This is a genomic window from Nocardioides zeae (assembly GCF_030818655.1).
GTDB lineage: Bacteria > Actinomycetota > Actinomycetes > Propionibacteriales > Nocardioidaceae > Nocardioides > Nocardioides zeae_A.
On record NZ_JAUTAN010000001.1, the window covers coordinates 2,744,427 to 2,766,126 of the forward strand.

Sequence of the window (21,700 nt, forward strand, 5' to 3'; positions counted from 1 at the left end):
CCCTCAGTCCTTCGAGAACATCGCAAGCATGCGACGGGTCACGGCGAATCCGCCGAAGATGTTGATGCTGGCCAGCAGGATCGCGACGGCCGAGAGCACCTGGACGACCGTGTCGTGGGACGTGATCTGCACGAGGGCACCGACGACGATGATCCCGGAGATCGCGTTCGTCACCGACATGAGCGGCGTGTGGAGCGCGTGCGCGACCTTGCCGATCACGTAGTAGCCGATGACGATCGAGAGCACGAGCACGGTGAAGTGCTGCGGGATCGGCTGGGGTGCGGTCGCGTTCACGAGGAACAGCAGCGCGATGCCCAGGCCGATGAGGCCGTACTTCCGGGCCGGGGACGGCGGCGCCTTCTCCACGACCGGGGCGGCGGGAGCCGCCGGGGCGGCCGCGGCCGGCGCGGCCGACACCTGGACGGGCGGCGGGGGCCACGTCGTCTCGCCGGCACGCACGACCGCCACGCCCCGCTGCACGACGTCGTCGAAGTCGAGCACCAGGGTGCCGTCCTTCTCCGGGGTCAGCAGCTTGAGCAGGTTGACGAGGTTGGTGCCGAACAGCTGCGAGGCCTGCGTGGGCAGGCGGCCCGCGAGGTCGGTGTAGCCGAGGATGACCACGCCGTTGTCGGTGACGACCCGCTCGCCGGCCACCGAGCCCTCGACGTTGCCGCCCTGGGCCGCGGCCATGTCGACGATCACGGACCCGGGCTTCATCGACGCCACGTCGGCCGCGGTCAGCAGCCGCGGTGCCGCGCGTCCCGGGATGAGCGCCGTGGTGATGACGATGTCGACGTCCGCCGCCTGCTCGGAGTAGATCTCCGCGGCGCGCGCGTTGTAGGCGTCGCTCGTGGCCTTGGCGTAGCCGTCGGAGGAGACCTCCTTGGCCTCCTCGGGCACGACGACCTCGAGGTACTCGCCACCGATCGACTTGACCTGGTCGGCGACCTCGGGCCGCGGGTCGGTCGCGCGCACGATGGCGCCGAGCGAGGAGGCGGCCCCGATGGCCGCGAGGCCGGCGACGCCGGCGCCCGCGACGAGCACCTTCGCCGGCGGCACCTTGCCCGCCGCCGTGACCTGGCCGGTGAAGAAGCGTCCGAACTCGTGGGCGGCCTCGATGACGGCGCGGTAGCCCGCGATGTTGGCCATCGACGACAGCACGTCCATCGACTGGGCGCGCGAGATGCGCGGGACCGCGTCCATGGCGAGCGCGGTGATGTCCTTGCCGAGCGCGCCGCGCCCGAGCTTCTCGACCAGCTCGGGCCGCAGGGCCGGGCTCAGCAGGGAGATGAGCGTCGCGCCGTCCGCCAGCCGCGCGAGCTCCGTGTCGGTGGGCGCGTTGATCTTCAGCACGACGGCGCTGCCCCAGGCCGCGTCGCCGCTGACGACCTGGGCGCCGGCCGCGGCGTACGCCTCGTCGGTGAAGGAGGCGGCCTCACCGGCCCCCGACTCGACGACGACCTCGTAGCCGAGACCGACCAGCTGCTTCACGGTCGCGGGCGTGCCCGCGACCCGTGCCTCCCCGGGCGCCGACTCGGCGACGATCCCCAAGCGTGACTGACTCATGCGTGTCCTTCTCCGTCCAGCGGTGACGAGACGTGCCTGTACCTCGCTCCGGACGCGCGACGGCGCGACCTCGGGGAAGGCTAGGGCCCGTGGCGTGCACCGCAAGGCCCCCGTCCACGATTTTCTGGACGGTGGACACGGATACGCCGTGATTGGAGCGTTCGAACGGCCGCCATGAGACGGACATCACAGAGCGAGCGCTCGGTCGCGAGGCCCGTTCCTACGGCGTGCGGTAGGTGAAGAGCTCGCCCGCCCCGACGGAGTAGCGGCGCGTGGTCGACCCGACCTTCACGGCCACCACCTGGGTGCTCGTCGTGTGGTTGACGCCGACGACGCCCGTCGTGCCGTCGGGGTTGCGGAAGGCCGCCACGGCGGTGCCGGACGCCGACGACGAGACGGGCAGGACCCGGGCCCCGGGCTGTGCCGCGCGGGTCAGGTGGGCGAGCAGGTAGAACTCCGGCCCGGCGCTGACGCGCGTGCCGTCGATCGTGAGGAGCCCGCGGCAGCTGCGGCAGCCGTAGCGCGACGCCGTGTCGATCGGGCCGTTCGCCGCGTCGAGGGCGAGGTTCCACATCAGCAGGCCCGAGGAGCCGTTGGCCACGGGGACGGCCACCAGGTTGCGCAGCTGCCAGGCGAAGCTGCTGGCCCAGGTGTCGGTGGTGCCCGTGCACTCGGTGATGATCCGGAACGGCGTGGGGCCGTTCATCTGCGACGGCGTGCCGCCGTAGCAGTGGTACGCCGAGCCGTCGAACGATCCCGGGGCCGCGGCGACGATCTGGTCGTAGGCCCAGCGGTGCTCCCAGTTGTGGTCACCGGCCCACAGGGCGACGTCGCTCGGCAGCTGCGGCCGGACCTGCTGGCCCAGCGCGGCCATCTGCCCGACCTCCATCGTCATCGTCGCGTAGTCCGACGAGTGCGCGGGCTCGTTGCCCAGGGTCAGGGCCCGCAGCGGCACCCCGCGCCGCTGCAGCTCCTGGGCCTGGGAGACGAGGAACGCGCCGTACGCCGCCGTGCTGTCGCTGCGCAGGCCGCCGCCCCGCAGGGAGCCGCTCGTCTTCATCGCGGCGGGCGCGCTCCAGCCGGCGGCCACGACGCGCAGGTCGGGACGGAGCGGGAGGATGCCCTGGGTGATCGTGGAGATCGCCCGCAGGGCCTCCGGGGCGGGGCTCGCGGCGGTGCCGTCCCACGACCAGGTCCACGACGTGGGCGAGAAGTCGGTCGAGCTGAGGGGCAGGCGCAGGGCATCGAGGCGGGCGCCGTCGGCGCGGGTCGGGTCGAAGAGCAGGCGCTGCGCGTCGGCGTTGCCGGCCAGCAGGCTGACGGACGCGTCCGTCAGGGCCGCGCCCGTGCCCCACCAGGTCTGCTGCGGACGCGTGGTGTCGACGGTGAAGGTGACGGTGGCCGACTTCGTCGTCGTCCCCACGGAAGTCAGGCGGCGCGTGCTCGCCGTCGGCGACGTGACGACGAACGACGGCGTGACCGTGGCGGCCGCGACGCCGGCTCCGGCGACGGCGGGAGCCGCCCCCGAGGGGTCGACGCCGACAGCGAGCAGGCTCGTGACGAGCAGGCCGGCGACGGCGGCGATCCGACGGACGGAGCCACGCGGGACGGACGGGACGGACGGGAGGGAGGACCGGCGGGAGGAGGCCGAGAGCGGGAGGGGCACGTGGGAGGTGATCGGCAGGGCGCGGCCGGACCTGAAGCGATCCGGCCTACGCACCCCCGCCGGCCTCACGCGCGTGCGTCCGCGTCCGTGGTCTCCTCCACGTAGGGGTGGGCGTCGACGAACTGGCGCGTCTCCGCGTACATCCGCTGGATGTAGGCCTCCAGCTGCTCGTCCTCCACCCGCCACTGGCCCCGGCCGCCGATCTTGATCGCCGGCAGGTCGCCGCGTCGGACCAGCGCGTAGACCTGCGCGCTCGAGGTGTTGAGCACCTCGGCGACGTCGGCGAGCGTGAGGAAGCGGGGCGAGGCCATGGGTCCTACTCTGCCACCGACGGGGCGTCGACGCCCCCACCCACCGCCGACCTGTGGAGGAGGGTCAGCCGGTCTGCTCGCCGAGCACGATCTCGACGGTGCGCTCGTCGCCGTCGCGCAGCACGGTGAGCTCGACCTCGTCGCCGGGCGCGTAGCTGCGCAGCGCGACGATGAGCTCCGCACCACCGGTGACGACCTGGCCGTTCACGGCGGTCACGAGGTCGCCCTCGACCAGCCCGGCGTCCTCCGCCGGGCTGCCCTCGTTGACCTCGTCCACGAGCGCACCCTCGCCGGCCCCCTCGCCGCCGACCTGCACCTGGGCGCCGATGACGGGGTACGTCGCCTCCCCGTCCGCGATGATCTGGCCGGCCGTGCGGAGCACCTGCTCGGAGGGGATCGCGAAGCCGACGCCGATGCTGCCGCCGGAGCCGCTGATGCCGCCGGTGGTCGCGATCGCCGAGTTCACGCCCACGACCTGGCCGGCGAGGTCGACCAGGGGCCCGCCCGAGTTGCCGGGGTTGATGGCCGCGTCGGTCTGGACGGCGTTGATGTAGGACGCGCCGTCGTCGGCGTTGCCCGTGGTCACGGGACGGTTCTTCGCGCTGACGATGCCGGCGGTCACGGTCGCGGCGAGGCCCAGCGGCGAGCCGATCGCGACGACGCCCTCACCGACGACGAGGTCGTCGGCGGAGCCGAAGGACACCGGCGCCATCTCCCGCGCCTCGTCGGCGCGGAGCACGGCGATGTCGTAGACCGGGCTGCGCCCGACCACCTCCACCTCGAACTTGCGGCCGTCGGTGGCCTGCACCTCGACGGTGCCGCCGTCCACCGCGCCCTCGATGACGTGGTTGTTGGTGATGATGTGGCCCTCGCCGTCGAAGACGAAGCCCGAGCCCGTGGCGTCGTCGCCGCCCTCGGACAGGGCGAACACCTGCAGCGTGCTGGGGAGCAGCTGCGAGGCGACCGCCGCCACCGACGTGTTGTCCTCGTCGAGGGGCGGGGCGGTCTCGACGTCGAGCCCCTCGGCGCCGCTGACCTGCGAGCCCCCGCCGGAGCCGGCGTCGTCCTCGCGGGACGCCTGGTAGGCCATCCCGCCGAGCGCGCCGCCGCCCGCTCCGACGACCAGCGCCAGGAGGACGACGGTGGGGACGAGCCAGCCCGGCACGCCGGTGCGCCGGGCCCGCGACGTACCCGCCGGCGCCGCCGGGAGCAGTCCGGAGCCGGTGTCGGCCGCGTGCTTCGGCCCACCGCTCGGGTCACGGCCGAGGGTGGGGAAGTCCTGCGTGTCGTCGTCGCGGGGGGCCGTGTCGTGGCGCGGGCTCGCGTCGGCCCCCGGGGCCGGGTACGACGCGAGGGGGCGCGTCGGCTCCGGCTGGTGCTCGTCGTGGTGCTCGCGCGGCTGCCCCTCGGCGTCGCGTCCCGTCACCGGCGGGCTCCGTCACCCTCGGCCTCGGCGGGCCGGGAGGCGGAGCGGGACGGCGTGGCGGTGGAACCGAACACGTCGGAGATGGCGGTGATGCTCGAGACGGTGGGCCGGTTGGTCGGCGCCGGGGCCGGGGACGTGGCGCCGAGGGCGACGACGCCGAGCATCGCGGCACCGACGGCGCCACCGCCGACGGCCGCGAGGGTCCAGCGGTGACGGCGCTGGTCGGCCGCCGTGGTGGGGAGCACCCAGGAGCCGGCCTGCGCGTAGGACGCGATCAGCTCGTCGTCGCACAGCCGTCCCCGGAACGAGTCGGAGAGGCCGCACCGCGGCTCGGGGAGCGCGGAGAGCGCGTTCTTGACCCACGCCTCGGTCTCGAGGTGCTGCTGGCAGACCTCGCAGTCGTCGACGTGCGCCCACGCGAGCTCGGCGTCCCGCTCGGCCAGCCGGTCGTCGAGCAGGTCGCTGATCTTGGTGCCGCCGAGGTGACCCAGGATCGTCATCGGCTCACCTCGGACCAGCGGGGGCCATGCGACGGCCCACCAGGCCCTCGGCGGTGCCGGTCGTGACGCGGCGCGCGGCCTCGGCCGCGCCCTGGGCGGCCGTGCGGACCGCGGGGATGGGGCCGGTGCGCGGACCGGCGTACCGCGTGCGGCCGGCCGCCGGCGCACGGTGGGCCAGCGCCTGCCGGAGCTGGGCGCGGCCGCGGTGGATGCGGGAGCGCACCGTGCCGATCTTGACGCCGAGGATGTCGGCGATCTCGTCGTAGGTCATGCCCTCGACGTCGCACAGCACGACGGCCACGCGGAACTCCGGCGAGAGCTGCGCGAGCGCGCCCTCGACGTCGTCGTCGAACGTGCGGTCGCCGACGGCGGCGGCCGGGCCGGGAGCGCTGGCCGCCATGGCCTCCGCGCGCTCCGTGGAGAGCGCGTCGAAGCGTAGGCGCTGCTTGCGGCGGGCCTGGTCGAGGAACAGGTTCGTGGTGATGCGGTGCAGCCAGCCCTCGAAGGAGCCGGTCTCGGTCTCGGTGAAGCCGTCGAGGCTGCGGAACACCCGGACGAAGACCTCCTGCGTCAGGTCCTCGGCGTCGGGTCGGTTGCCGGTCAGGCGGTAGGCGAGCCGGAACACCCGGTCGGAGTGGCGCGTGACCACGTCCTCCCAGGACGTGCTCGCCGCTCCCCCGCTGCCCGCGGGACTCTCGCCTCGGCCACTCACAGGGCCACCCTCGCTCACCGAACCACTCCGTCTCTCGTCGCACCACTCGTCGTACCCGGGACCGGCGGCCCCGCAGCTGCGACCGGCGGGGCTCTACCCCGCCGACGCCCATCCCACACCCGCAGCTCGCAGGCAGGTGCGCGATGCGCAGCAATCTAGTGACGCGTACTGAGAACAACCTGTGATTCCGCCCGATAGTTCCCGCGGCGCCGGATCGGTTCCCCGATCGCCGCCGACCCGGTACGTCGCGGTGCGGGGCCGCGCGGAGCGGGGCCCGGAGAGCATAGAGTTCGAGGTCAGGGCGTTCCCCGCCCGCAGCGCACCCAGGAGGCCGTCATCACCACCCCCATCACCGCCGCGAGCTGGACCTACTCCGAGGAGCTCGTCGCCGAGGACGAGGTGCTGCTCGGCGCGCGTGCCCGGGCGGAGGAGGTCGGCGTCGTCCCCGTCAGCCCCGGTGCGGGTGCCGCGCTGCGCTTCCTGGCCGCCGTGCTCGACGCGCGCGCGGTCGTCGAGATCGGGACGGGCACCGGCGTCTCGGGCCTCTGGCTGCTGCGCGGCATGCGCGCCGACGGCGTGCTGACGAGCGTCGACGTCGAGGCGGAGCACCAGCGGCTCGCCAAGGAGACCTTCGCCGAGGCGGGCATCCCCTCGCAGCGGGTGCGCGCGATCCCCGGCGCCGCCCTCGACGTGCTGCCGCGGCTCACCGACGGGCACTACGACCTCGTGCTCTGCGACGGCGACAAGCTCGAGTACGCGGCGTACCTGACGGCGGCGCTGCGCCTGCTGCGCCCGGGCGGGGTCGTCGTGTTCGACAACGCGCTGTGGCACGACCGGGTCGCCGACCCGGCCAAGCGCGACGAGACCACCATCGCCATCCGCGACCTGGGCCGCGCGGTGGCGGCGTCCGAGGAGCTCGTGCCCGTGCTCCTGCCCGTCGGTGACGGGCTGCTCGCCGCGAAGAAGATCGGCTGACCCCGCCGACCACCCCCGGTCGGCGGGCGGGCGTCAGAACCCGTTGACCCGGCCGTCCCGGCCCGCGAGCCAGTCGAGCAGCAGGCGCGGGCCGAAGCCGGTCGGACCGGAGGTCCACTCGTCGGCGTCCTTCGCCGCGTCGCCGACCGACGCGATGTCGAGGTGCGCCCAGGGGACGTCGCCCACGAAGTGGCGCAGGAAGAGCGCCGCCGTGATGGCGCCCGGACCGCCGGGGGCGTTGTCGGCGTCCGCGATCGTCGAGGCGAGCTTCTCCTCGTAGACGTCGGCCAGCGGGAGGCGCCACAGCGGCTCCCCCGCGCGACCGCCGGAGGCGAGCAGTGCCTCGGCGAGCGGGTCGGAGGTGGCGAAGAGACCGCCGGTGCGGAGCCCGAGCGCCACCTTGCCCGCGCCCGTCAGGGTCGCGACGTCGACGAGCACGGCGGGGTCGAGCCGGTCCACCGCGTAGGCCAGCGCGTCGGCCAGCACGAGCCGGCCCTCGGCGTCGGTGTTGGTGACCTCGGTCGTGCGCCCGCCGTAGTGGCGCAGCACGTCCCCGGGGCGCAGCGCGTCGCCACCGACCGCGTTCTCCGCGGTCGCGACGAGGCCGGTCACCCGCACCGGGCAGCCGACGGCCGCCAGGGCGGCAAGCGTCGCGATGACGACGGCGCCGCCGGTCATGTCGCGCTTCATGGTGCGCATGCCCTCGGCGGGCTTGATCGACAGACCGCCGGTGTCGAAGGTGATGCCCTTGCCGACCAGCACCACCCGCGGCGTGCGCCGCAGGGCCGCGCGGGAGAGCCCCGGCGGCGTGTAGTCGAGGCGGATCAGCACCGGCGGGGTCGCCGAGGCGCGTCCGACGGCGACGATGCCGCCGAAACCCCGCCGCCGCAGCTCGTCGACCTCGGTCACCTCGACCTCGAGGCCGTGCTGCGCGCCCAGTGCCTCGGCCTGGTCCGCGAGCCAGCGCGGGGACTTCACGTTGGAGGGGACGGTCGCGAGGAGCCGCGACGTCCAGCCGGCACGGGCGACCGCGACGGCGCGCTCGACGACGGCGGCGACCGCGTCGTCGTCGGGCAGTCCCGCGAGCACGAGCACGCCGAGCGGGCTCCGCTCGTCGTCACGCTCGGACCAGCGGAAGGAGAAGGCACCCAGGGTGGCCCCCACGACGTACGCCGCGAGCGCGTCGTCGGTCTCGGCGACGGCCGCGACGGCACTCGTCACGGCCGCACGGCCCGCGCAGGCACGGGCGGTCGCCGCCCCGGCGCGGCGCAGGTCCTCGACCCGGCCGGCACCGACGCCGACGAGGAGCAGGAGCCGCACCTCGTCGTCCCCGGGCCCGAGCAGCGGGACGCGCGTGACCTCGCCCGCCCGGCCGGTCGCCCGGTGGGCCGCCAGCTCGGCGTGCAGGTCGACGTCCCACCGCTCGGCGACCTCGGCTCCGCCGGGACCGACCACGAGGTCGGGCCCCGCGTCCGACCCGTCGCCCGGCCCGTCGCCCGGCCCGTCGTCGGCACCCTCCCCCGCCCCGCCAGCGTCCTCGCTGGTGGGCGGAGGGAGCACCGCGACGGCGAGCACCGCACCGCGGTCGGGGTCGTCCCCGACATCGGCGAGGGAGCCGCGTCGCTCGACCTCCGGCGGGGCGGGCTGCGGAGGCAGCCCGCTCAGCGGGAGGCCGAGCACGGCGTGGACGGCGGCGGTCGGGGCGTCAGGCGACACGTGTCAGGAGACGACGGCCTTGAGGGCGTCACCGAGGTTGCCGGCCTCCTCGGCGTTGAGCTCCACGACGAGGCGGCCACCGCCCTCGAGGGGAACGCGCATCACGATGCCGCGACCTTCCTTGGTGACCTCGAGCGGACCGTCGCCGGTCCTCGGCTTCATCGCCGCCATCCGTGCACCTCTTCTCTCGTCAAGTTCGAGCGGGGGGATGCCAGCGCATTCCCCGCGACGTGCTGCCCGCCATTATCCCCTATCGTCCCCCGTCGCCGACGCGAGACCTCAGGACGCGCCGCCCGCACGCTGGAAGAGGGCCGCCACGCGACGCGGGGCGTAGGTGCGCATGTAGGTCGCGTCGGGCCGCGCGCCGTACTCCACGGTCATCGCGATGCCGGGGTACCGGGCGTTGTACCAGCCCGTCATCGTGCCGGAGCAGACGCCGCCGCAGTTGAAGTTCTTCAGCGGCAGGTTGAGGCCCTCGGCGACGTAGCGGGACCAGCTGGGGTACTTGGTGTCGATGTCCACGCCGTTGAGCGGCTGGTGGAAGCTGAGCAGGAGGTCGGGCTGCGCGCGGTCCAGCACCTTCATGAAGCTGTGGGTCTCGACCTCGGAGGCGGCCTGGTTGCCCGAGTGGTAGTTGCCGCTCAGGCGCCGCCAGTTGTGGGGGAAGTTGCGGTTGAGGTCGACGCCGCGCGAGTTCTGGCGGCGCTTGGCCACCAGCCCGTCCGGGTTGTAGGCCGGCACGATCCAGAGGTCGACCGCCGTGAAGCGGCCGGCGGCCGCGAGCTCGCGCAGCCCGGTCGCGATGCCGTTCACGCCCTGCTCGTTGCCGTGCATGCCGACGACGACCACCGCGGTGAACGTCGCGTCGTAGTTGCCCACCCGGTAGGCGACGAGGTCGCGGCCCTGGGCGGTGCGGCCGTAGACCCACTTGGCGGACTGCGTGTAGGGCTTCGCCGCCGGGGCGGCCGCGGCGTCGAGCGCCGGTGGCAGCGCGACCACGCGGGGCTCGGCCTGGGCCACCGGGGACCCGACGAGCAGCGCGACGGCGAGGAGGCCGACGAGGAGGGAGAGGAACGGGACCCGAGAGCAGCGCGGCGGCTTCATACCGCATGGTGGCACAGGACACAGCCCGCCGGGGCCGGTTTGGGCAGGGTCAGACGGCAGGGTCAGACGGCGCCGAAGAGGTAGCCCAGCGTGAAGACCACGCCGGAGACGAGCACGCCGACGTGGCCGACGACGGCCAGCAGGAGACCGAGGAACCAGCGCCGGTCACGGGCGTCGGAGTGCCGCCCGCGGCTCGGGAGCCAGCGGCCGAGCAGGAGCACCCCGAACCAGCCGGTGACCCACCAGGCGCCCAGCCCCACGGCACCCAGGGCCGAGTGCCACGCCTTGCCGTCCGCAGGGACGAGGATGAAGACCGTCCACACGACGGTCGCCAGCAGGCCGGCGCCCGTGTGCGCGCCGAGCACCAGCGGCGAGACGCCGTGGCCCGTGGAGCGGCCGCTCCCGAGGATCCAGCGGGTGACCACGACGACCACGGCGCAGAACGCGGTGAGCGCGTAGACGGCGAGCGAGCTCGGGACGGGGATCACGGCGGGTCAGTGTGCCTCACGGTCGGGCGCACCGCCATCCGGGACGTCGGCGTCGGCCGGGGCGTCGGTGGCGGTGGGGGCGGGCGGGCGGTAGAGGTCGAGGCCCTCCTGCTGCGCGGCGAGCCGCTCGAGGAGCGCGTCGACGTCGGCCTGGCGGTAGCCCCGCAGCACCACGGGGAAGCGGGCGGCACGCAGGTCGTCGGCGGTGAGCCGGCCCGTCGGGGGCACGCCCGTGTCCGGGCGGTCACCGTGCTCGGGCGCCATCGGGGTGCCGTGGCCGGCGGCCACGGCCGCCACGCCCGCCATCGCTGCGACCGCGAGCACCGCGAAGATCCAGACCATCAGCCGTCCCCCGTCACTCGGGGTAGGAGCCGGACGGGCGGGCGATCCCGTCCGCCTCGAGCCGGTCGAGGACGTGGCGCACCGCGTCCGCCGGGTCGTCGGTCAGGTGGAGGTGGTCGAGGTCGGACTCGCGGATCTTCCCGTCGGCGAGCAGCACGTCGCGCATCCAGTCGATGAGCCCCTGCCAGTACGCCGTGCCGAGCAGCACCACCGGGAAGCGGGTGACCTTCTGGGTCTGCACCAGGGTGAGCGCCTCGAACAGCTCGTCGAGCGTGCCGACACCGCCGGGGAGCACGACGAAACCGCTCGAGTACTTCACGAACATCGTCTTGCGGGCGAAGAAGTAGCGGAAGTTGATGCCCTTGTCGACCCACGCGTTGAGGCCCGTCTCGAAGGGCAGCTCGATGCCGAGCCCCACGCTGACGCCGCCGGCCTCGGACGCGCCCTTGTTGGCCGCCTCCATCGCACCGGGACCGCCGCCGGTGATGACGGCGAAGCCAGCCTGGGCGAGGAGCCGGCCGACCTCCTCGGCCTGGGCGTACTGCGGGTGGTCGACCGCGGTGCGCGCCGAGCCGAAGACACCGATCGCGGGGCCGAGCTCGGCCAGCGCCCCGAAGCCCTCGACGAACTCGGCCTGGATCCGCATGACGCGCCAGGGGTCGGTGTGCACCCAGTCGGCCTCGCCGGCGGAGTCGAGCAGCCGCTGGTCGGTGGTCGTGAGGTCGACCTGGCCGCGGCGCAGGAGCATGGGCCCGCGGCGCTTGATGCGCTCGCGCAACGGCACCGACGCCTGCGGCACCCGCTCCGGGCCCGTGGGCATGGGTGCCCGCGCGGTCTCCGCCGCAGCCGGGTCGGTGCCCTCCCCCAGGCCGGTCTCGCGCTGCTCGCTCATGGCCGCTCCTCGTCGTACCGGGTGGCGGGCGCGCCCAGCCACGACCGCAGCTGCTGCTCGCAGCGCACGATGTCGGCGGCGGGGACGAACTCGTCCTGCTTGTGGGCGTACATGGGGTCGCCCGGCCCGAAGTTGACCGCCGGGATGCCGAGGGCGCTGAAGCGGGCGACGTCGGTCCAGCCGAACTTCGGCGCGACCCGGCCGCCGACGGCCTCGACGAACGCGGCCGCCGCCGGGACGCCGAGACCGGGCAGGGCACCGGGGGCGGAGTCGACGAGCTCGACGTCGTACCCCGCGAAGAACTCCCGCACGAAGGCCTCGGCCTCCGCCTCGGTGCGGTCGGGGGCGAAGCGGTGGTTGACGGTGACGACGCACGCGTCGGGCACCACGTTGCCGGCGACGCCGCCGGAGATGAAGACGGCGTTGAGGCCCTCGTGGTACTCGAGGCCGTCGATGACCGGGCGCCGGGCCTCGTACGCCGCGAGCCGGGCCAGCACGTCGCCGGCGGCGTGGATCGCGTTGACGCCGCGCCAGCTGCGGGCGGAGTGGGCGCGCTCGCCGTGGGTGCGGACCTCGAGGCGCAGCGTGCCCTGGCAGCCGGCCTCGACCGCCGCGTTCGAGGGCTCCATGAGGATCGCGAAGTCGGCGGCGAGCAGGTCGGGGTCGGACAGGCTGAGCTTGCGCAAGCCGTTGTGCTCGGCCTCGATCTCCTCGGCCTCGTAGAGGATGAAGGTGACGTCGCGGTTGGGCTCGGCGAGCTCGCCGGCGAGCTTGAGGATGACGGCGTCGCCACCCTTCATGTCGCACGTGCCGAGGCCGTGGAGCAGCTCGCCGTCCGGCGTCTGCTCGCGGCGGTGGGGCAGGTTGTCGTTGAGCGGGACGGTGTCGAGGTGCCCGGCGATGACCACGCGCTCGGCGCGGCCGAGGTCGGTGCGGGCGACGACGGTGTGGCCCCGCCGGGTGACGGTGAGGTGCGGCAGCGGGCTCAGGGCCGCCTCGACCGCGTCGGCGATCGCCTTCTCGTCGAGGCTCACCGACGCGATGTCGACGAGCTGCGCGGTCAGCGTGACGACGTCCGCGTCCAGGTCCAGCCTCGGGTGCGACATGGCTCCATCCAAGCAGGCGGTCGGGGGCGGTCGGCGCCGAGTTGTCACGTACGCAGCGTTCGCCGCGGCGTACGTGACAGCTCGGCGCGACTCAGGCGCCCGCCGCCTCCGCCTTCGCGAGGTCCTGCTTCCAGACGCGGAAGCCCTCCTCGGTGCGGCCGCGGCGCCAGTACGCCGAGACCGACAGGTCGCCGCGCGCCACCCCCTGGGCCTTGAGCAGGGGACGGACCTGGTGCATGACCGCGTCGCCCTCGCCGTGCACGAACACCTGGACGCGGCCGGCGGGCCAGCCGTCGGCGGCGAGCGCGCGCACGGCCTCGACGATCGGCGACCACTCGCCCACCAGGTCCGTCGCGAAGGACGACGCCCCCCGGTGCAGCCAGCGCAGCTCGACCCCGGCCGGAACGGCGAGCGGCAGCTCGTCGCCCGGACCCGCCACCTCGACGAGCACGTGCCCGCGTGCGTCCGCCGGCAGCGCCTCGACGGCGGCCGCGATCGCGGGCAGCGCGGACTCGTCGCCGACGAGCAGGTGGGCGTCCGCCTCCGGGTCGGGGGCGTAGGCGCCGCCCGGCCCGTTGACGAAGAGCACCGCGCCCGGCTCGACCGAGGCCGCCCACGGGCCGGCGACGCCCTCGTCGCCGTGCACGACGAAGTCGATCGCGAGCGTGCCGCGGGCGACGTCGAGCTGCCGCACCGTGTAGGTGCGCACCACCGGCACCTGCTCCGGCGGCAGGGTCGCCTGCAGCCGGCGCAGGTCGGTGGTCTCCGTCAGCTCCGTGCCCTCCGGCGCGAAGATCAGCTTCACGTAGCGGTCGGTGTCCGTGCTGTCCGCGAAGGCGGCGAGGTCGCCCTCGAACGTGACGCGCACCAGGTGGTCGGTCAGGGCGGCGCGACCGGTCACGGTCAGGCGGGTGGGCATGCAGGCTCCTCGAGGTTCGACTTAGGCAAGCCTAACTCGCCCGCCCCGCGGTCGTGGTGCGAGACCCACGGATTCCGCAGGCCTCACACCACGACGCGGGTGGGTGGGTGGGTGGGTGGGAGAGCGTCAGGCTTTGGCGAGCGCCACGCTGACCGACTGCCCCTCGCCGACCGTCACGTCGGCGACGTGGGCGCCGGCGGGGAGCACGCCCGTCCCGACGGTGTACGACGACGCGAGCGTCTCCCCCGCCACCAGCGCCTCGTGGGTGCGGAGCGCGGCGAGCACGTCCTCGTCGCCGCCGAGCACCAGCACGATGCGGTCGGAGACGTCGAGCCCGGCGTCCTTGCGGGCCTGCTGCACGGCGCGCACGACGTCGCGCGCCACGCCCTCCGCGGCCAGCTCCGGCGTCACCGTCGTGTCGAGCACGACGAAGCCGCCGCCCGGCAGCACGCCGATGGCCTCGCCCTCGCCGCCGGACGCGACCGTCTCGAGCGTGAACTCGCCGTCGACCAGCGCCAGGCCGCCCGCCGTGACGGTGCCGTCCTCGGCCACCGACCAGTCGCCCGACTTCGAGCCCTTGATGGCGCGCTGCACGTCCTTGCCGAGGCGGGGACCCGCGGCCCGGGCGTTGACGACGAGACGCTCGGAGACGCCGTACGCCGCGGCCTCCTCGGCATCGGCGGCGACGAGCCGCACGCCCTTGAGGTTGAGCTCGTCGGCCACGAGGTCGCCGAAGCCGGGGAGCACGTCGGCGAGCGCCGCCGGGTCGTCGACCACGACCGTCAGCCCGGCGAGCGGGAGCCGGTTGCGCAGCCTGGCGCCCTTGCGGAGCGCCGAGCCGGCCGAGCAGACCTCGCGCACGAGGTCCATCGCGCTGACGAGCGCGTCGTCCGCCGGGAGCTCGTCGAGCGTGGGCCAGTCGGTGAGGTGCACCGAGCGACCGCCGGTCAGCCCGCGCCACACCTCCTCCGTGGTGAGCGGCAGCAGCGGCGCCGTCACCCGGCAGACCGTCTCGAGCACCGTGAAGAGCGTGTCGAACGCGGCCCGGTCGACGTCGTCGCCCGTCGACCAGAAGCGCTCGCGCGAGCGGCGGATGTACCAGTTCGTCAGCACGTCGAGGAACCCGCGCGTCGTCTCGCACGCGTCGGCGATGGCCAGCGCGTCGAGCTGGGTGGTCATCGTGTCGACGTACTGGCGCAGCTTGGCCAGCACGTAGCGGTCCAGCGGGTCGGTCGAGGCCGTGCTCCGCTGCGCCTCGTAGGACTCGGCGTTCGCGTAGAGGCTGAAGAAGTACCAGCTGTTCCAGAGCGGGATCATCACCTGGCGCACGCAGTCGCGGATGCCCTGCTCGGTGACCACCAGGTTGCCGCCGCGCAGGATCGGGCTCGCCATGAGGAACCAGCGCATCGCGTCGGCGCCGTCGCGGTCGAAGACCTCGGACACGTCGGGGTAGTTGCGCAGCGACTTGCTCATCTTGTTGCCGTCGCTGCCCAGCACGATGCCGTGGCTGATGCAGGTGGAGAACGCCGGCTTGTCGAACAGCGCGGTGGCCAGGATGTGCAGCGTGTAGAACCAGCCGCGGGTCTGGCCGATGTACTCGACGATGAAGTCCGCCGGGAAGTGGCCCTGCAGCGACGCCGTGCCGTCGAACCACTCCTTGTTCTCGAACGGGTAGTGCACCTGCGCGAAGCTCATCGAGCCGGAGTCGAACCACACGTCGAGCACGTCGGTGACGCGCCGCATCGTGCTCTTCTCGCCGTCGGGGCGCGGGTCGTCCGGGTTCGGCCGCACGAGGTCGTCGACGAACGGCCGGTGCAGGTCGGGCTCGCCCTCCGCGTTGCGCGGCAGCCGGCCGAAGTCGCGCTCGATCTCCTCGAACGAGCCGTAGACGTCGATCCGCGGGTAGGCCTCGTCGTCGCTCTTCCACACCGGCACCGGGGAGCCCCAGAACCGGTTGCGCGTGATCGACCAGTCACGGGCGTTCTCCAGCCACTTGCCGAACTGGCCGTCCTGGATGTGGTCGGGCACCCAGCGGATCTGCTGGTTGAGCTCGAGCATCCGGTCCTTGAACTTCGTGACCTCGACGAACCACGACGAGACGCCCTTGTAGATGAGCGGCTGCCGGCAGCGCCAGCAGTGCGGGTAGGAGTGGTCGTAGGTCTCGCGGCGCAGCAGCACCGTGCCGAACGAGACCGAGCCCGTGTCGGTGGCGTCGCGGCCGGCGACGTGGTCGAGGGCGTACGTCGCGTTCTTGAGGTGCTCGATGATCGGCTGGTTGGCGTCGAAGACCTGCACGCCGGCGTACTCGGTCACCGGCGCGGTGAACCGGCCGTCCTTGCCGACGGGCATGACGGCCTCGATGCCCTCGCGGTCGGTGACGACCTTGTCGTCCTCACCGAAGGCGCCGGCGGTGTGGACGAGGCCCGTGCCGTCGGTGGTCGTGACGAACTCGGCGGCGACGACGCGGAACGCGTTCGCGTGGCCCGCGTAGTAGGAGAACGGCGGCGTGTAGACGCGCCCGACCAGCTCGGCGCCCGTGTAGCGCGCGACCACCTGGTCCTCGATGCTCTCGCTGGCGTCGTCCTCCAGCTCCCGCGCGTACGACGCGAGCCGTGCCTCCGCGAGGACGTAACGCTCCGGCGTACCGGTGAAGGAGGACTCGACCACCACGTAGTCGATGTCCTCGCCCACCATGACCGCCAGGTTGGACGGCAGCGTCCACGGGGTCGTCGTCCAGACGAGCGCGAGCGCACCGGCCAGCGGGTCGTCGCCGCCGTCGGGGCCGTGGCCGTGCAGGCGCACGCCGACGGTGACGGCCGGGTCCTGCCGCATCTGGTAGACGTCGTCGTCCATCCGCAGCTCGTGGTTGGACAGCGGGGTCTCGTCGTTCCAGCAGTAGGGCAGCACGCGGAAGCCCTCGTAGACGAGGCCCTTGTCGTGGAGCGTCTTGAACGCCCAGATGACCGACTCCATGTACTCGGGATTGAGCGTGCGGTAGTCGTTCTCGAAGTCGACCCAGCGGGCCTGGCGCGTGACGTAGTCCTGCCACTCGCCCGTGTACTTGAGCACCGACGCCCGGCAGGCGGCGTTGAACTTCTCGATGCCCAGCTCGAGGATCTCGTCGGTCGTCTTGATCCCGTTGAGGCGCATCGCCTCCAGCTCCGCGGGGAGGCCGTGGGTGTCCCAGCCGAAGCGGCGCTCGACGCGCTTGCCGCGCATCGTCTGGTAGCGCGGCACGATGTCCTTCACGTACCCCGTCAGCAGGTGGCCGTAGTGCGGGAGGCCGTTGGCGAACGGCGGGCCGTCGTAGAACACGTACTCGTTCTCGCCGTGGTCGCCCGCGCTGCGCTGCCCGACGCTCGCCGCGAACGTGTCGTCGGACTCCCAGTAGGCCAGCACCTGCTTCTCGATCTCCGGGAAGCGGGGGGACGTCGGGACGCGGTCGGCGCCGCTGGTGGAGACCTGGGGGTAGGCCATCGCGGGAGCTCCTGGTGGTCGGTTCGGTCGGTCGTCGTGCGTGGCTGCTGCTCGTGCCACGAGGACGACGCCGGGGCGCCGCGGTACCACCTCGCTTGCCGCCACCCCCGTTGCCGGGAGGCGGCGACCGCTTCGTTCGTGGGCTGTGACGGGCCCACCCGTCCGGTTCTACTGAGGGAGCGCGCTCCCCGTTCTTCCGGAGGCTCGCCGCTGATGACGGCTCCAGCGCCTCTGCGCGGGATGGTACGCCGCCCGCTCGCCCCCCGCGAATCCGTTCCTCAGCGCGCGATCGACACGGTGGTGGCGGCTGTCGCGGTCTGACGGCACCGCGGCGTACCGGTGCCCTCCTAGAGTGGGGCCCGTGGCTCCCAGGCTCCCCGCACCCGGCGACGTGATCGACGGTCGCTACGAGCTCGTCCGCGTCCTGGGGCGCGGCGGCATGGCCGTGGTGCTCGAGGGGCGCGACCTGCTGCTGGAGCGTCCCGTCGCCGTCAAGGTGCTGAGCGACGTCGAGGACGACGAGCGGGCGCACGAGCGGTTCGTCGCCGAGGCCCGTCTCCTGGCCCGCCTGCACCACCCGCGCCTCGTGACGGTGCTCGACGCCGGCACCGTCGACGGCCGGCCCCACATCGTCATGGAGCTCGTGCCCGGTTCCGACCTCGCGGCGGTGCTGCGGGAGGGTCCGCTCCCCCCGGACCGCGTGGCCCGGCTGGGAGCCGAGGTCGCGGAGGCCCTCGCCCACGCCCACGCGGCCGGGATCGTCCACCGCGACGTCAAGCCGGGCAACGTGCTCGTGGAGGACAGCGGGCACGTGCGGCTCGCCGACTTCGGCATCGCCCGCCTTGCGGAGGCGACCACCCGGCACACCCGCACGGGGACCGTGATCGGCTCGCCCGTCTACCTCGCCCCCGAGCAGGTCGCCGGGGAGACGGTGACGACGGCGACGGACCTGTACTCGCTGGGGCTCCTGCTCCTCGAGGCACTCACCGGCGAACCGCCCTTCACCGGCACGCAGATCGAGGTGGCGATGGCGCGCCTCACCGGCGGACCGACGCTGCCGCCGAACCTGCCCGCCGGCTGGCCCGCGCTCCTGCGGGACCTCACGGCGCGGGAGCCGGCCGAGCGTCCGGACGCGGCGACCGCCGGGGCGCGGCTGCGCGCCCTGGCCGACGGATCGACCGAGGCGAGCGCGACGGCGGTGCTCCCGGTGGCGGACGTGCCGTCGGTGGCCCCGCTCGCTCCCCCGCTGCCACCGCACCCCGGGGGCCCGGCCCCGTCGAGCACCGCGGTCCTCCCGACCCGGGACCGCGACGTACGGCGCCGCCGCGCCCCCCTCCTCGCCGCCGTCGGCGTCGTCGTGGTGCTCGGGCTCGTCGGCGGCACGGCGCTCGCGCTCGGCACGGGCGACGGGGACGGCGGGGGCTCGGCGCCCGACGTGCCGGCGGTGCCGGCCGACGCGCCCGCCGACCTCCAGGACCCGTTGACGGCCCTGCACGACGCGGTCGAGGAGGCGACCCGATGAGACCCCGTACGTCGTGGCTCGGCCGCGTGCTCGCCGGCGCGGCCCTCGTGGTCCTGACGGCCTGCGGCGGCGCCGACGACAGCCGCACCGAGCTGGTCGACGCGCTGGAGGCGATCGACGCGAGCGTCACCGGCTCCGACGACGAGCTGGTGCTGCAGCGCATCGACGAGCTGGTCGAGCGCACCGAGGCGGCCCGGGACGCGGGGGACATCGGCGACGCCGAGGCCGAGCAGGTGCTGGCCGCCGCCGAGGCGCTGCGCGCGGCGGTGGTCGCCGGGGCGGGCGACGAGCCGACCACGGAGCCGACCACGGAGCCGACCACGGAGCCGACGACCGAGCCGACGACCGAGCCGACGACTCCGTCCACCACGCGTCCCGCGCCGCCCACCTCGTCGCCGACCTCGGACGAGGAGGACGGGGACGACGAGGAGGACGGCCCCGGCCGCGGTCCCGGTGGGCGCGACGACAAGGACGACAAGGACGAGCGGGAGGACCGCGAGGACCGGGAGGACGACGGCCCGCGGGGGCCGCGGGACCCCTAGGCCGGCGGCCTCAGCTGATCCCCGCCCGGTCGAGCGCCTCGGCGGTCAGGCGCTGGCCGAGCTCGATCATCTCGGCCGCGCGGTGGAAGTCGAGGGTGCGGCAGGCGTCGACCGGGACGTCGACCGTCACGTCGGCGGGGAACGCCGCCTGGCGGTAGCGGTGCACGAGCCCCTGCATCGCCTCGAAGGCCTGGGCGGTGACGTCGGTCAGCCGCAGGTCCTTCGGCAGCGGGTCGATCCCGCCGACCGGGGGCTCGGCCGCGGCGACCGCCTCGAGCGCCGCCGGCTCCACCGGCTCCACCGGCTCCACGGGCTCGCCCGGGTGCCCGTCGTTCTGGCCCGCGTCGACGGCGTGCTCGTCACGACCCGTGATGCTCGCGATGGTGCGGCGCAGCCGGTCCCGCCACTCCTCGCGCCGCTGGGGTGCGGCGGACTCCTGCGACGGCGCCTGGCGTCCCGGCCGCTCCCGTCGACCGAGGAGGGAGACGGCCACCGTGAGGTCCGCCGGGACGGCGGTGGTGGGATCGATCGGCACCGGGTTGAGCAGGCCGCCGTCGACCAGCAGCCGGCCGTTGATCATGACCGGGGTGAAGAAGCCCGGGATCGCGATCGAGGCCCGCACCGCCGGGAGGAGGGGGCCGCGCTGGAACCAGACCTCCCGCTGCGAGCCCAGGTCGGTGGCGACCGCGGTGAACGGGACCGGCAGGTCCTCGATGTCGGCGTCGCCGAAGAGCTCGCCGATCTCGTTGAGCAGCCGGTCCGCCGCCACCGCGCCCGGCGCGGAGAGCTTGAAGTCCATGAGCCGGAGCACGTCGCGCTGCCGCAGGCCCGTCGCCCAGGTGGCGAAGTCGTCGTCCCGGCCGGCGGCGGCGAGGGCGCCGACGACCGCGCCCATCGACGTACCGGCGATGGTCACCACCTCGTGCCCGCGGGCCCGCAGCTCCCGGAGGGCCCCGAGGTGTGCGTAGCCCCGGGCGCCCCCGCTGCCGAGGGCGAGGGCGACCCGGGTGCGCCGCGCGGGAGCGGGGGTCGTCGTGGAGGTCACAGCAGGGAGAATAGGTGGGCGCCCACGACGGGCGTAGCGTGCTGCGCCGTGCAGATCCGCGGCCTCCTCGCCGACACCCGTCCCCTCGCGGTCCCGGCGTTCCGGCGCCTCTGGATCGCCAACATCGTCACGGTGGTCGGTGCGCAGCTGACGGTCGTGGCCGTGCCGGCGCAGATCTACGCGATGACGGGGTCGTCGGCGTACGTCGGCCTCACCGGCGTCTTCGGGCTGGTCCCGCTCATCGTCTTCGGGCTGTGGGGCGGCGCGCTCGCCGACCACATGGACCGGCGGCTCCTGCTGCTCGTCACCACGTCCGGCCTCATCGCGACGAGCGCGCTCTTCTGGGTGCAGGCCGCGGCGGGCTGGAACGACGTGTGGGTGCTGCTCGGGCTGTTCTCGGTGCAGCAGGCGTTCTTCGCGATCAACCAGCCGACCCGGACGGCGATCCTCCCGAAGCTGGTCGACTCCTCCCTGCTCCCGGCGGCGGCCTCTCTCAACATGACCGTGATGCAGGCCGGCGCGATCGCCGGGCCGCTGGTCGCCGGCGTGCTCATCCCGTTCACGGGCTTCGCCTGGCTCTACCTCGCCGACACGGTCTGCCTCCTCGCGACGCTCGCGGCCGTGATCAGCCTGCCGTCGCTGCCGGTGGAGGGCGTGACCGGTACGCCGGGACTGAGGTCCGTCATCGAGGGCCTCACCTACCTGGCGGGGCAGCCGGTGCTCCTCATGAGCTTCGTCGTCGACGTCATCGCGATGCTGTTCGGGATGCCGCGCGCCCTGTTCCCCGAGATCGCGCACGTCTCCTTCGGCGGGCCGGACGAGGGCGGGCTCGCCTTCGCGCTGCTCTTCGCCGCCATCCCCGCGGGTGCCGTCATCGGCGGCGTCCTGTCGGGCTGGGTGACGCGCATCGAGCGGCAGGGCCTCGCCGTCGTGCTGAGCATCGTGGTGTGGGGGCTCGCCATCACGGGGTTCGGCCTCGCGGCCGGGGCGGCCGACGGCTCCGCCGGCTTCTGGCTGGCGGTGGCCGTGCTCATGCTCGCCGTCGGCGGCGCCGCCGACATGGCCTCGGCCGCCTTCCGGCAGACGATGCTGCTCGCGGCGGCGTCCGACCAGGTGCGGGGCCGGCTCCAGGGCGTGTTCATCGTCGTCGTCGCCGGCGGGCCCCGCCTCGCCGACGTCGCCCACGGCGGCGCCGCCGCCGTCGTCGGGGCCTCGGTCGCCGCGGCCGGCGGAGGCGTGCTGACCGTCGTCGGCGTCGTGGTCGCCGCCCTCGCCGTCCCCGCGTTCGTCAGGTACCGGGTCGTCCGGGCGGCGTGACGGCTCGGCGTCACTTTCCCCGGTCGACCGGGGAAAGTGTCACTTTGACCATCAATATTGATGGTCAAAGCGGC

The 21,700-nt window shown here is 74.1% G+C and carries 20 protein-coding genes; 4 read left to right on the forward strand and 16 right to left on the reverse strand.

Annotated features, from left to right (window positions below; genetic code table 11):
- Positions 1-3: 3 nt before the first annotated feature.
- The 6 genes from QE405_RS13035 to sigE all read right to left on the reverse strand — a co-directional run bounded on the left by QE405_RS13035 (position 4) and on the right by sigE (position 6,181).
- A complete protein-coding gene (locus tag QE405_RS13035; RefSeq protein ID WP_307201388.1) occupies positions 4-1,566 on the reverse strand; it encodes a Re/Si-specific NAD(P)(+) transhydrogenase subunit alpha in 1,563 nt (520 codons plus the stop codon).
- Between the two features lie 220 nt (positions 1,567-1,786).
- Positions 1,787-3,232, reverse strand: coding sequence for a glycoside hydrolase family 30 protein (locus QE405_RS13040; protein ID WP_307201390.1), 1,446 nt, complete (start codon positions 3,230-3,232; stop codon positions 1,787-1,789).
- Between the two features lie 65 nt (positions 3,233-3,297).
- Entirely contained in the window at positions 3,298-3,543 is a 246-nt protein-coding gene (locus QE405_RS13045) for a helix-turn-helix transcriptional regulator (RefSeq protein WP_307201392.1), read from the reverse strand.
- A gap of 64 nt (positions 3,544-3,607) precedes the next feature.
- On the reverse strand, positions 3,608-4,969 hold the full coding sequence (locus QE405_RS13050; protein ID WP_307201394.1) for a S1C family serine protease: 1,362 nt from the start codon (positions 4,967-4,969) through the stop codon (positions 3,608-3,610).
- Positions 4,966-5,469 carry a hypothetical protein gene (locus QE405_RS13055; protein WP_307201396.1) on the reverse strand — a complete coding sequence of 168 codons (504 nt, stop codon included), beginning with the start codon at positions 5,467-5,469 and terminating at the stop codon, positions 4,966-4,968. Before QE405_RS13055 ends, QE405_RS13050 begins: the two co-directional genes overlap by 4 nt.
- Positions 5,470-5,473: 4 nt before the next feature.
- The gene (gene sigE / locus QE405_RS13060) at positions 5,474-6,181 is read right to left on the reverse strand and encodes an RNA polymerase sigma factor SigE (protein ID WP_307201398.1); all 708 of its coding nucleotides are present in this window, start codon (positions 6,179-6,181) and stop codon (positions 5,474-5,476) included.
- Positions 6,182-6,517: 336 nt separating this feature from the next.
- Here sigE and QE405_RS13065 point away from each other — a divergent pair, with 336 nt between their 5' ends.
- The gene (locus QE405_RS13065) at positions 6,518-7,156 is read left to right on the forward strand and encodes an O-methyltransferase (protein WP_307205817.1); all 639 of its coding nucleotides are present in this window, start codon (positions 6,518-6,520) and stop codon (positions 7,154-7,156) included.
- 33 nt (positions 7,157-7,189) lie between these two features.
- On the opposite strand, the gene QE405_RS13070 is transcribed toward QE405_RS13065, so the two are convergent.
- From QE405_RS13070 to ileS, 9 genes are all read right to left on the reverse strand, one after another.
- A complete protein-coding gene (locus QE405_RS13070; RefSeq protein WP_307201401.1) occupies positions 7,190-8,872 on the reverse strand; it encodes a leucyl aminopeptidase family protein in 1,683 nt (560 codons plus the stop codon).
- Positions 8,873-8,875: 3 nt separating this feature from the next.
- A complete protein-coding gene (locus tag QE405_RS13075; protein WP_163770861.1) occupies positions 8,876-9,043 on the reverse strand; it encodes a DUF3117 domain-containing protein in 168 nt (55 codons plus the stop codon).
- Positions 9,044-9,151: 108 nt separating this feature from the next.
- On the reverse strand, positions 9,152-9,976 hold the full coding sequence (locus QE405_RS13080; protein WP_307201404.1) for a DUF2817 domain-containing protein: 825 nt from the start codon (positions 9,974-9,976) through the stop codon (positions 9,152-9,154).
- 62 nt (positions 9,977-10,038) lie between these two features.
- Positions 10,039-10,464: a hypothetical protein gene (locus tag QE405_RS13085; protein ID WP_307201406.1), complete on the reverse strand. Its 426-nt coding sequence runs from the start codon at positions 10,462-10,464 to the stop codon at positions 10,039-10,041.
- A 6-nt stretch (positions 10,465-10,470) separates the two neighbouring features.
- Positions 10,471-10,806: a DivIVA domain-containing protein gene (locus tag QE405_RS13090; protein ID WP_307201408.1), complete on the reverse strand. Its 336-nt coding sequence runs from the start codon at positions 10,804-10,806 to the stop codon at positions 10,471-10,473.
- Between the two features lie 13 nt (positions 10,807-10,819).
- Positions 10,820-11,554: an LOG family protein gene (locus tag QE405_RS13095; protein WP_307205823.1), complete on the reverse strand. Its 735-nt coding sequence runs from the start codon at positions 11,552-11,554 to the stop codon at positions 10,820-10,822.
- Between the two features lie 140 nt (positions 11,555-11,694).
- Entirely contained in the window at positions 11,695-12,804 is a 1,110-nt protein-coding gene (gene dapE / locus QE405_RS13100) for a succinyl-diaminopimelate desuccinylase (protein ID WP_307201410.1), read from the reverse strand.
- A gap of 91 nt (positions 12,805-12,895) precedes the next feature.
- Positions 12,896-13,723 (reverse strand): siderophore-interacting protein, encoded by an 828-nt coding sequence (locus QE405_RS13105; RefSeq protein WP_307201412.1) that lies wholly within the window; start codon positions 13,721-13,723, stop codon positions 12,896-12,898.
- Positions 13,724-13,849: 126 nt separating this feature from the next.
- Positions 13,850-17,200 carry an isoleucine--tRNA ligase gene (gene ileS / locus QE405_RS13110; protein WP_307201413.1) on the reverse strand — a complete coding sequence of 1,117 codons (3,351 nt, stop codon included), beginning with the start codon at positions 17,198-17,200 and terminating at the stop codon, positions 13,850-13,852.
- Between the two features lie 361 nt (positions 17,201-17,561).
- On the opposite strand from ileS, the gene QE405_RS13115 reads away from it, so the two are divergent.
- On the forward strand, positions 17,562-18,722 hold the full coding sequence (locus tag QE405_RS13115) for a serine/threonine-protein kinase (protein ID WP_307201415.1): 1,161 nt from the start codon (positions 17,562-17,564) through the stop codon (positions 18,720-18,722).
- On the forward strand, positions 18,719-19,264 hold the full coding sequence (locus tag QE405_RS13120; protein ID WP_307201417.1) for a hypothetical protein: 546 nt from the start codon (positions 18,719-18,721) through the stop codon (positions 19,262-19,264). Before QE405_RS13115 ends, QE405_RS13120 begins: the two co-directional genes overlap by 4 nt.
- A gap of 10 nt (positions 19,265-19,274) precedes the next feature.
- Here the strand turns inward: QE405_RS13120 and QE405_RS13125 are convergent, their stop codons facing one another.
- Entirely contained in the window at positions 19,275-20,309 is a 1,035-nt protein-coding gene (locus QE405_RS13125) for a patatin-like phospholipase family protein (RefSeq protein WP_307201419.1), read from the reverse strand.
- Positions 20,310-20,357: 48 nt separating this feature from the next.
- Here QE405_RS13125 and QE405_RS13130 point away from each other — a divergent pair, with 48 nt between their 5' ends.
- Positions 20,358-21,626 (forward strand): MFS transporter, encoded by a 1,269-nt coding sequence (locus QE405_RS13130; protein WP_307201421.1) that lies wholly within the window; start codon positions 20,358-20,360, stop codon positions 21,624-21,626.
- Positions 21,627-21,700 lie beyond the last annotated feature (74 nt).

Coding starts and splice junctions, on each gene's coding strand:
- QE405_RS13035 (WP_307201388.1), bottom strand. CDS start 1,566: ATGAGTCAGTCACGCTTGGGGATCGTCGCCGAGTCGGCGCCCGGGGAG.
- QE405_RS13045 (WP_307201392.1), bottom strand. CDS start 3,543: ATGGCCTCGCCCCGCTTCCTCACGCTCGCCGACGTCGCCGAGGTGCTC.
- QE405_RS13055 (WP_307201396.1), bottom strand. CDS start 5,469: ATGACGATCCTGGGTCACCTCGGCGGCACCAAGATCAGCGACCTGCTC.
- QE405_RS13075 (WP_163770861.1), bottom strand. CDS start 9,043: ATGGCGGCGATGAAGCCGAGGACCGGCGACGGTCCGCTCGAGGTCACC.
- QE405_RS13080 (WP_307201404.1), bottom strand. CDS start 9,976: ATGAAGCCGCCGCGCTGCTCTCGGGTCCCGTTCCTCTCCCTCCTCGTC.
- QE405_RS13090 (WP_307201408.1), bottom strand. CDS start 10,806: ATGGTCTGGATCTTCGCGGTGCTCGCGGTCGCAGCGATGGCGGGCGTG.
- QE405_RS13095 (WP_307205823.1), bottom strand. CDS start 11,554: ATGCTCCTGCGCCGCGGCCAGGTCGACCTCACGACCACCGACCAGCGG.
- dapE (WP_307201410.1), bottom strand. CDS start 12,804: ATGTCGCACCCGAGGCTGGACCTGGACGCGGACGTCGTCACGCTGACC.
- QE405_RS13105 (WP_307201412.1), bottom strand. CDS start 13,723: ATGCCCACCCGCCTGACCGTGACCGGTCGCGCCGCCCTGACCGACCAC.
- ileS (WP_307201413.1), bottom strand. CDS start 17,200: ATGGCCTACCCCCAGGTCTCCACCAGCGGCGCCGACCGCGTCCCGACG.
- QE405_RS13120 (WP_307201417.1), top strand. CDS start 18,719: ATGAGACCCCGTACGTCGTGGCTCGGCCGCGTGCTCGCCGGCGCGGCC.